8 protein-coding genes are annotated in these 10,010 nt (G+C 42.5%); 5 read left to right on the top strand and 3 right to left on the bottom strand.

Annotated features, from left to right (window positions below):
- Nucleotides 1-263 precede the first annotated feature (263 nt).
- Nucleotides 264-935 carry a tetratricopeptide repeat protein gene (locus VB620_RS14740; RefSeq protein ID WP_323196908.1) on the bottom strand — a complete coding sequence of 224 codons (672 nt, stop codon included), beginning with the start codon at nucleotides 933-935 and terminating at the stop codon, nucleotides 264-266.
- 189 nt (nucleotides 936-1,124) lie between these two features.
- A complete protein-coding gene (acs, locus tag VB620_RS14735) occupies nucleotides 1,125-3,095 on the bottom strand; it encodes an acetate--CoA ligase (RefSeq protein ID WP_323196907.1) in 1,971 nt (656 codons plus the stop codon).
- 384 nt (nucleotides 3,096-3,479) lie between these two features.
- On the opposite strand from acs, the gene VB620_RS14730 reads away from it, so the two are divergent.
- The 5 genes from VB620_RS14730 to VB620_RS14710 all read left to right on the top strand — a co-directional run bounded on the left by VB620_RS14730 (nucleotide 3,480) and on the right by VB620_RS14710 (nucleotide 9,303).
- On the top strand, nucleotides 3,480-4,172 hold the full coding sequence (locus tag VB620_RS14730; protein ID WP_323196906.1) for a hypothetical protein: 693 nt from the start codon (nucleotides 3,480-3,482) through the stop codon (nucleotides 4,170-4,172).
- Nucleotides 4,173-4,243: 71 nt separating this feature from the next.
- The gene (locus VB620_RS14725; protein ID WP_323196905.1) at nucleotides 4,244-4,690 is read left to right on the top strand and encodes a hypothetical protein; all 447 of its coding nucleotides are present in this window, start codon (nucleotides 4,244-4,246) and stop codon (nucleotides 4,688-4,690) included.
- A 621-nt stretch (nucleotides 4,691-5,311) separates the two neighbouring features.
- Complete coding sequence (locus tag VB620_RS14720; RefSeq protein WP_323196904.1) at nucleotides 5,312-5,728, top strand: hypothetical protein; 417 nt, start codon at nucleotides 5,312-5,314, stop codon at nucleotides 5,726-5,728.
- A 37-nt stretch (nucleotides 5,729-5,765) separates the two neighbouring features.
- Complete coding sequence (locus VB620_RS14715; protein WP_323196903.1) at nucleotides 5,766-8,369, top strand: tetratricopeptide repeat protein; 2,604 nt, start codon at nucleotides 5,766-5,768, stop codon at nucleotides 8,367-8,369.
- Between the two features lie 214 nt (nucleotides 8,370-8,583).
- Nucleotides 8,584-9,303, top strand: coding sequence for a TerC family protein (locus tag VB620_RS14710; RefSeq protein ID WP_323196902.1), 720 nt, complete (start codon nucleotides 8,584-8,586; stop codon nucleotides 9,301-9,303).
- A gap of 113 nt (nucleotides 9,304-9,416) precedes the next feature.
- Here VB620_RS14710 and ndk read toward each other — a convergent pair whose 3' ends face one another.
- Nucleotides 9,417-9,866: a nucleoside-diphosphate kinase gene (gene ndk, locus VB620_RS14705; RefSeq protein WP_323196901.1), complete on the bottom strand. Its 450-nt coding sequence runs from the start codon at nucleotides 9,864-9,866 to the stop codon at nucleotides 9,417-9,419.
- Nucleotides 9,867-10,010 lie beyond the last annotated feature (144 nt).

The following is a 10,010-nucleotide window of genomic DNA, read 5'->3' as shown; positions in this document are numbered from 1 at the left end:
AGATGCAACATTGATAGAGTTGTGTGAATTATTTGCAGACAAGACTGGCAATTGGGTAGGTCGAAGTGCAATGTGTTCTGCATTACAGAAATTAGGATTAAACCGTAAAAAAAAACAAAGCGCAGTATCAAAAAATCCCAGTTTTAAAGTGGGCGATCGCTGTGGTTAATCAGCAAAAAAATATCTCTCTGACCAAAGAAAATGACAGAGAAATTTGAGATATTAAAATAATAGGAAATGGGGAGTTGATGTAATTTTATTTTTCAAGAAATATTGGGCTGAACTGAATTTTTGATCTCCTGTAAAACTTGTTCAATTTGCAAAACTCTTTCATTGCGACTTTGTGATTTAAAGATATCTAAAGCTTTTTCTAGAGAAGCTATTCCTTCACTTTCTTGATTGTTTTGTAATAGTGCGACTGCTGAATTAGCGAGAGCATCTGCATAATTAGGATTAATGTCTAAAGCTTTTTGATAGGCTGTAATAGCTTCTTCCCAACGATTTTGATTAGCATAAACTAGACCAATACCGTTGTAGGCTAGAGCATAATTAGAATTGAGGCGAATGGCTTCTTGGTAAGCTTCAATAGCTGCTTCCGGCTGATTTTGTTTGGATAAGATGTTTCCCAGTTCAAAGTGTGCAAAGGCATATCTGGGGAATTTTTTAATTACGTTGCGTAAATTTGCTTCTGCACCGGAGAAATCCCCTTGACTGGATAAAATGTTGGCTTGTTGTATGAGTTGCGATCGCTCTTCTGCTGGACTGCTAAGTTGTGCCAGTTTTGGGACTTTACTTAAAATCACTTGCTGAGTCGAATCCGGTGAATTTACCGCGACTTTTCCCGGATGCGCTAAAACTAATGGTGAGATAAAAATTGTAGTAATGATACTGAGACTGGGGATAAATGCTGATTTCAATTGGCTATTCAGCTTCATGGTTTTCATACCTCCATTAAGTTCTCATACCTATGATAGTTGCAGTGTGGGGAGTGTGGGAAGGAGAAGATCAGAGGTAGGGGAGCAGGGAGCAGCACTTCGGCTTACTTCGACTTCGCTCAGTACAAGCCGCTCAGTGTTCGGGAGCGGGGGGGAAGTTTGTTACGTCCCAATACCCAGTCCCGGATTTTAAACGCCTTCGCGTAATTTATCTAAAACACTGCGATCTTCTAAGGTGGAAGTATCACCGGACACTTCTTGACCAGAGGCGAGATTCCGCAACAAGCGCCGCATAATTTTACCCGATCGCGTTTTGGGTAAAGCATCGGTAAAGCGAATATCTGCGGGACGGGCGATCGCACCAATTTCTTTGACAACGTGCTGCTTCAGTTCTTTACTCAGTTCCTCACTGGCTTGATATGTCCCTTCTAAAGTCACAAAAGCCACTACTTCCTCACCCTTAATTTCATCTGGCTTACCCACCACCGCAGCTTCTGCAACGGCTGGATGAGAAACTAACGCTGATTCAACTTCCATCGTTCCCAGGCGATGTCCTGATACATTCAAGACATCATCAACCCGACCCATGACCCAGAAATAACCGTCTTTATCTTTTCTCGCCCCATCACCGGCAAAGTAGAGATAGTTACCATCTTTGGGGGGGATATGTTCCCAATATGTGCGGCGGAAGCGTTCTGGATCGTTGTAGACTGTCCGCATCATTCCCGGCCAGGGATAACGCACCGCTAGATAACCGCCTTCATTTTCGGGTACGGTATTACCTTCTAAATCCACTATGTCTGCAATAATACCGGGGAAAGGCATAGTTGCTGAACCGGGTTTTGTGGGAATGGCTCCGGGTAGTGGTGTAATCATGATACCGCCGGTTTCTGTTTGCCACCAAGTATCTACAATGGGACAGCGTTCACCACCAATGATTTTCTGATACCACATCCAGGCTTCAGGATTAATGGGTTCACCCACTGTTCCTAATAACCGTAAGGAGGATAAATCGCGGCTTTTGGGATGGTGTTCACCCATTTTGATAAATGCCCGAATTGCTGTAGGCGCTGTATAAAAAACATTGACACCGTGTTTTTCAATAATATCCCAGGTACAGCCAGGATTAGAGGGACGGGGCGCACCTTCGTACATTAAGGTAGTTGCACCGTTGGAAAGGGGTCCATAAACTATATAACTGTGTCCTGTGATCCAACCGACATCGGCTGTACACCAGTAAACATCTGTATCTTTTAGGTCAAAAATCCATTTAGTGGTGATATGGCTATATAAGTTGTAACCCGCAGTGGTGTGGACAACACCCTTTGGTTTGCCGGTGCTACCAGAAGTGTAGAGGACAAATAGCATATCTTCGCTATCCATCGGTTCTGCGGGACAATGGGCTGATACGCCTTGTTGTAAATCATGCCACCAATGGTCACGCCCTGTTTCCATGTGTATTTCTTGACAGGTGCGTTTGACTACTAGCACATCTGTGATGGAGGGGACAGCGTTATCTGCTAAGGCTTTATCTACTTCTACTTTCAGGGGAACGATCGCATCTTTGCGCCAACCACCATCAGCAGTAATGACTAATTTGGCTTCTGCATCGTTGAGGCGATCGCGCAAGGCTTCAGCACTAAAACCACCAAATACCACGCTGTGGGGTGCGCCAATTCTCGCACAGGCTAACATGGCGATCGCAGCTTCGGGAATCATCGGCATATAAATACCAATGCGATCGCCTTTTTTCGCCCCCAATTGCTTCAATACATTGGCAAACTGACATACTTCTCTATGTAATTGAGCATAAGTCAGAGTCCGCGAGTCCCCTGGTTCTCCTTCCCAAATTAGCGCCGCCTTATTCTTACGCCAAGTAGTCAAGTGTCGATCTAGGCAGTTATGAGAGATGTTAATTTTACCACCAACAAACCACTGAGCAAAAGGTGGTTGCCAATCTAGAACTGTGTCCCATTTTTGGAACCATTCCAATTCATTTTCTGCTAAATTAGCCCAAAATTGCTGAGGATTAGCTTTAGCCTGATCATAGAGTTCTTGGTAGTCAGCCAAGGTTTTAATGTGAGCGTTCTGGGAAAATTCTCGTGTAGGAGGGAAGGAGCGCTTCTCTTGGAGGATTGATTCTATCGTGGGCTGAGACATAGTGATAATCGTTACTAGTATTTCGAGAAACTATTGTGAGCTTGTAGCCAGCAAATGGGGATTTTCACTGACTTCACCAGAAATTACTTAAATTAGTCTATTATATGAACCCGGAAAGTCTACGGAAAAAAGCTGTTACCTGACTCCGGGAGAATGGCGATCGCAAGCCTGTTATACTGAGTTCTGGATCTGTTTAACTGTACTAGTGTGGTAATTAGCTCCAAATTATCTTATGCTACGAACGGAAGAGTGATATTTATCTCAATGATTGGGAGTGTCCGTGAAGATTAAAAGATAAATTTTATTGATTAATCGAGACATTTCCCAGTTTAGTTAGTTATAAACTATTTAACCAAGCGTTAGTTATTGAAAGTAGGGCATCGTTTGCAAGCACAAGAGATTAAGGATCAGCTAAATTCCCTCATCGAGCAAGCCTCCTCGATAGACTCTAACTTGGCTAAAAAATTAGATGAAATTAATCGTTGGGTAAAAAATACTAGAGTAGGTTCTCTGACTGCGAAACCATTTGTCCTCGCCTTTCTTCTAGAAGTAATTACAGATTCTACCATTTGGCTGATGATTAAATCATCACCCTCTGAAGCAGAACAAAAAGCCAAGTTAGAGCAGATGACCCCAAATGAGAAGTATTGGTACACTTATCTCTTTCCTAAATGGATTAATGCCAATGACTCCAAATTTTACATTTGGAAACAAAAACTTATGGCAGGGGAATTTAATCAGGAAGATGATGATATAATTAGAGCTATAGCCCAAGATATTGTGCAACGTGAAGGTAGTGTTTGGAAGCGTTATATTGCCGACCTGTCCATGGCAACAGATTTGATTGTTAGTAGTCACCAGCACAAACCACTATGTATTCAAGTGACCAGTGTATCGGAAGAGTTTAACCATCAAAAGTATCATTTTTGGCAAAATACACTGCACATCTGGGAAATAGAGAGAGGAATATTTGTAAGTTACAATCCCAAGGATGCTAATTTCATTAAGCAATTAGTGAATATCGCAATGTACAACAGTGACTACCTTTCTGGTGGAAAGTATTTGAAATTTGATTGACACTCCCAACGGTTCAATAATTCCAGATTCGTCTTTGTCCCCTACATATTCATCAGATCATCACAGCTTTTATGTCTCACCTACAAGAAATGCAAAGCTACGAAACTCCTGTGGAAGAATTTGCTCAAGCTTTAGCAACAGCCAGGAAAATGCAGCATGATTGGCTGACTTACGGTGTAAATTTTGTTCATTTGTATGTAGAAAATGCAGATAGTAATTGGTTAGAAACTTGGGGACATGATGAAATTTTAGGGAATAAATCATTAGATGCTATTAAAGAGTTTTTAGTTAGTAGCGATCATGTAGCAATGCAAATTCGGCAACATTTAGGAGAGCGTTCTCTATTTGATTTCGCCGTAAATTTAGAGGAATCTTGGAAAATTTCCGAATGTAGTGAGAGATTATCTGTGGTGAGAAATCTATTAGCTGGTGAAGAGAATAATGTAGATTTAAATAATGGGGAATTATTAAATTTAGCAGATAGTCTGTTAGGCAAATTGGCAGATATCTGTGAGTAAATAGTGATAAATGAAATTTTCATTACTTCGCGCTTAACCTTTCCCCCAGCCTCTCTCTTGCAAGGTTCTACAGTTTACACACAAGTGATATGATCCCCCTAAATCCCCCTTAAAAAGGGGGACTTTAAGGAATTTTCTCTCGTTGTAGGGAAGGGGGCTAGGGACTGTTTTCAAACCCAAAATTAGACGTAAATGTAGGTTGGGTTGAGGTTTTGGGAAACCCAACTTTACCCAATATTTGGTTTGCTTCGTTGGGTTGCGCTGCGCTTAACCCAACCTACTTCTAGACTTTGAAAACACGCCCTAGTGGGTTGATTCTGCTTTATAAAGGGTAGGTTGAAAAACCCGGAGTAGAGGTGATTTCATCGCAAAACTGGGGAATTGTAAAATTGCCCATAAAAAGCTGGTTTTAAATTAATTATTTTGGCGTTGCTGAATCAGAGTATGGATTTAAATGTAGAGACTTTCCATGAAACGTTTCTACAGGGGTTTTGACATCGTGACAAATCCTGTTCATATTTGAAATCAACAACGCCATTATTTTTATCCCAATATTCCTGGAATATCAATATCTGCTACTGTATCAATTATGCAAGATGTGGCTTGATAGGGTGGAATATTGTGGAACCAATTACAGCTGGTGCGATCGCAACTCTCGCTTTTACTAAGATATTCGAGAAAAGTATCGAAACATTTACTGAAGCAGCCTTAGCCAAAATGGATGAGCTGCGAAAGAAGATTTGGGACAAGTTACGGGGAAATCCGAAAGCAGAAACTGCCCTCCTAGCTACAGAACAAGGCTCTAAAGAAGATTTAAATCGGGTTGCTGCATATTTACAGATTGCTCTGCACGAAGAGCCGCAGTTTGCTGAAGAGATAGAAAAACTGGCTCGTGAAATTGAGGCTGGTAGGAAAGCAGAGAAAGGTATGACTCAGAATAATTATGACAGTAGCACGGGTTATCAAATAGGGACGGCTACAGGCACTAACTATTTTGGTGGTACTCATCATAATCATCCAGGAGAGAATAAAATTTAACGATATCTTTATCAATCTATTTATTTGAGCAGAGAACATGATGTATCAGAATAATCATGATAGAAGCACTGGCTATCAAGTAGGGAAAGCTACAGGTAATAACCATTTTGGAAATGTCTATAACTATAGGAATAACCCACAGTCATCTATCCCAAATAATATTCCTTATCGGGGTGTCGCCAATTTTGTGGGACGAGATCAGCAACTGAAGGATCTGCATGATAAATTACAGCCAAATCAAAGATCGGCATTTTTGGCTGTGGCTGGTATGGGGGGAGTTGGTAAAACACAACTGGCGGTACAATATGCACAGCAATACAAAGATAATTATCTTGGTGGTCTTTGTTGGTTAGATGCTAGAAAACCGGATTTGGCTACAGAAATTATCGAGTTTGCTCGGTTATGTATGAATCTGGAAGCGCCGCAAACATTGCTGAGTGCTGAGAAACAAGCAAAATGGTGTTGGAATGCTTGGGAACCACCAGCAGGGCGAGTATTGGTAGTATTAGATAATGTTGATGATCTTGGTGATTGGCAAAAGTGCCACCAATTACTGCCCAAAAATAACCGCTTCTGTGTATTGATTACAACTCGGTTGCGAAATTTGGGCGCAGATGTTGAAGAGGTAAATTTGGAGAAACTCTCACCAGAGAATGCTTTGAAGTTGTTGAGAGATTTATTGGGTAAGCAAGATAGGCGAGTGGAGCGGGAACTAGAAACTGCTAAAAATTTATGCAAGTGGTTGGGATATCTACCTTTGGGTTTGCAAGTGGTAGGGGCGAACTTAAGAGAAGACCCAGATTTATCATTGAAAGAAATTTTAGAACAATTACCAACCCAGGAAACATCCCAATTGCAAGCCCCATTTGCATTAAGCTGGCAAAAGCTCGACCCGATGACACGGAGTGTAGGTGAGTTGTTGAGTTTATTTGCTCCAGATATCATCCCTTGGAATTTGGTAGAGTCTGTTAGTGAGCGGCTAAATTGGGCTAAGACATACGTAGATAAAGCCAGAAAGCAACTCTACCAACGTTATTTGATTGAAAGGGAAGCAGAAGGAGAGGGTTGTTATAAAATTCATCCCTTGATTAAAGAGTTTTTGCGGGGGAAACTAGTTAATTCAAACACAGCTAATTACCTCAAAAAAACCTTCGCCGCAGCATTAGTAGAAATTGCCCAAAAGATACCTGATTCTCTCACCCTTGAGGATATTACTTTAGTGCAACTGGAAATTCCTCATTTAGCAGAAGTGGCAACAGATATGATTACTGCGGTGCGGGATGAAGATTTAATTTGGCCTTTCGTCGGCTTGGGTAGATTCTATGAAGGACAAGGTTTGTATACTTTAGCCGAACCTTGGTATCAGCAATGTTTATCACAGGTGCAAGACCGCTTGGGAGATAATCATCCCGATGTCGCCGCCAGCCTCAACAACTTGGCAGAATTCTACCGTTCCCAAGGAAGGTACGACGAAGCCGAACCCCTGTTTCTCCAAGCTTTAGAACTGAGAAAACGCCTGCTGGGAGACAATCATCCCGATGTCGCCACCAGCCTCAACAACTTGGCAAATCTCTACTCTGACCAAGGAAGGTACGACGAAGCCGAACCCCTGTATCTCCAAGATTTAGAACTGAGTAAACGCCTGCTGGGAGACAATCATCCCGATGTCGCCACCAGCCTCAACAACTTGGCTGCACTCTACAAATCCCAAGGAAGGTACGACGAAGCCGAACCCCTGTATCTCCAAGCTTTAGAACTCAGACAACGCCTGCTGGGAGACAATCATCCCGATGTCGCCAATAGCCTCAACAACTTGGCAAATCTCTACTCTGACCAAGGAAGGTACGACCAAGCCGAACCCCTGTATCTCCAAGCTTTAGAACTCAGAAAACGCCTGCTGGGAGACAATCATCCCGATGTCGCCACCAGCCTCAACAACTTGGCAGAACTCTACTATTCCCAAGGAAGGTACGACCAAGCCGAACCCCTGTATCTCCAAGCTTTAGAACTCAGAAAACACCTGCTGGGAGATAATCATCCCGATGTCGCCAATAGCCTCAACAACTTGGCAGCACTCTACTATTCCCAAGGAAGGTACGACCAAGCCGAACCCCTGTATCTCCAAGCTTTAGAACTCAGAAAACGCCTGCTGGGAGACAATCATCCCTCAGTCGCCACCAGCCTCAATAACTTGGCATATCTCTACGATTCCCAAGGAAGGTACGACGAAGCCGAACCCCTGTATCTCCAAGCTTTATCACTCCATAAACGCCTGCTGGGAGACAATCATCCCTCAGTCGCCACCAGCCTCAACAACTTGGCATTACTCTACAAATCCCAAGGAAGGTACGACCAAGCCGAACCCCTGTATCTCCAAGCTTTAGAACTCAGAAAACACCTGCTGGGAGACAATCATCCCCATGTCGCCACCAGCCTCAATAACTTGGCATTACTCTACTATTCCCAAGGAAAGTACGACCAAGCCGAACCCCTGTATCTCCAAGCTTTAGAAATCGCTCAGAGGGTGCTTGGGGATAACCATCCAAATACGGTAACTTTTCGCCAAAATCTCGAAATTGCTCGAAGTAATATAAGTTTTAGCAATTCTTGGTTAGGGAAATTTTCAAAGTTTTTCCAATAAACAGAATCATCATTTCAAAGAAAATGTTAACACTTTTAGTGTATTGAATAACACCTAGAAATCCTTAACCGTAAAGCGATCGCAAAATGCCCGAATACGATCGCCTAGATATCCTCCCTATGAGAATGCAGCAGCAAAGCGTTAAGCTGGATAAGAGTAGCATTTTGTTGCACTTTTGAGATAATTTTTATTTTTACTGCTTGAGAAACCCGGAATGCTAGACAACATTTTTGATTATCTTCACTTTAATTTCAGCGTTGAAGCCCCGATAGTGCTGCTAATCCTGGTTTTATTAGAGGCTGTGCTATCTGCTGATAATGCGATCGCCCTCGCTGCGATCGCCCAAGGATTAGAAGACAAGGAACTAGAACGCAAAGCCCTGAATTTTGGTTTAGTCGTGGCTTACGTGTTGCGAATTAGCCTGATTCTCACAGCCACTTGGATACAAAAATACTGGCAATTTGAATTACTCGGTGCTGGCTATTTACTGTGGTTGGTATTTCAACACTTCACCTCCCAAGAATCCAAAGACGACCATCATCACGGTCCCCGGTTTAACTCTTTATTGCAAGCCATACCTGTAATTGCTTTCACAGATTTAGCATTTTCCTTGGATAGTGTCACAACTGCGATCGCGGTTTCTCAAGAAAAGTGGCTAGTGCTAACTGGTGCAACCATTGGAATTATCACCCTGCGATTTATGACCGGCTTGTTTATCCAGTGGTTAGACGAGTTTAAAAACCTAGAAGATGCTGGCTATATCACCGTCGCCTTTGTCGGTTTGCGCCTATTAATGAGAGTTATCAATGAGAACTTAGTCCCACCAGAATGGATTGTCATTTCGGCGATCGCACTGATTCTAGTCTGGGGATTCTCGGAACGTAATGTGATTGAAGTAGCCGAAGTTGAACCAGAAAAGAGTGAAGTCTCCTAATCAGGAAGATGAGGGAGGGAGAAAGATTTTGTTCATAGGCCAAAGTCTTCCCCCCTTCGACTCCGCTCAGGGCAAGCCTGCACCCCGAATTTTTCCCAGTCCCACTTTCTAAATTACTCTTTTAACCAAGGGGTTAAACATGGTTCCCAACTCACTAATTCTTCCTCTTTAAACCACAAAGCTATTTCTGTCTGTGCAGTTTCCAAAGCATCAGAACCGTGGATGAGATTGCGACCAATATTAATCCCAAAATCGCCTCGAATGGTTCCAGGTTCTGCGGTTAAAGGGTTTGTTGCACCGATAATTTTTCTCGCTGAAGCCACAACGCCTTCACCTTCCCACACCATTGCGACCACAGGTCCAGAAGTAATAAATTCCACTAAACTAGCAAAAAAGGGTCGTTCGCGGTGAACACCATAATGCTTTTCTGCCAATTCCCGACTGACTTTCATGAATTTCAAGCCTACGAGGGTAAAACCTTTAGTTTCATAGCGACGGATGATTTCCGCTACCAATCCACGCTGTACACCATCAGGTTTGATTGCTAAAAATGTGCGTTCCAAAGCTATCTCCTAAAACTTAATACATTTTGTATCCGGTCGTAGTTGTGATCATTAGTTTTTCGTGTTTTGCTGATGTCATCAAGATTTTATACTCTTGATTAACTAGCCACGACTAATGACTAATGACTACTGACCAATCAGAGT

Source organism: Nodularia harveyana UHCC-0300 (assembly GCF_034931085.1).
GTDB lineage: Bacteria > Cyanobacteriota > Cyanobacteriia > Cyanobacteriales > Nostocaceae > Nodularia > Nodularia harveyana.
Note: the sequence above shows the minus strand (reverse complement) of the source record. Positions and strands in the feature narration are given on the sequence as shown.

Excerpts from the sequence above, each read along its gene's own strand:
- VB620_RS14740 (WP_323196908.1), bottom strand. The coding sequence starts at position 935 with ATGAAGCTGAATAGCCAATTGAAATCAGCATTTATCCCCAGTCTCAGT.
- VB620_RS14715 (WP_323196903.1), top strand. The coding sequence starts at position 5,766 with ATGATGTATCAGAATAATCATGATAGAAGCACTGGCTATCAAGTAGGG.
- acs (WP_323196907.1), bottom strand. The coding sequence starts at position 3,095 with ATGTCTCAGCCCACGATAGAATCAATCCTCCAAGAGAAGCGCTCCTTC.
- VB620_RS14725 (WP_323196905.1), top strand. The coding sequence starts at position 4,244 with ATGTCTCACCTACAAGAAATGCAAAGCTACGAAACTCCTGTGGAAGAA.
- VB620_RS14710 (WP_323196902.1), top strand. The coding sequence starts at position 8,584 with ATGCTAGACAACATTTTTGATTATCTTCACTTTAATTTCAGCGTTGAA.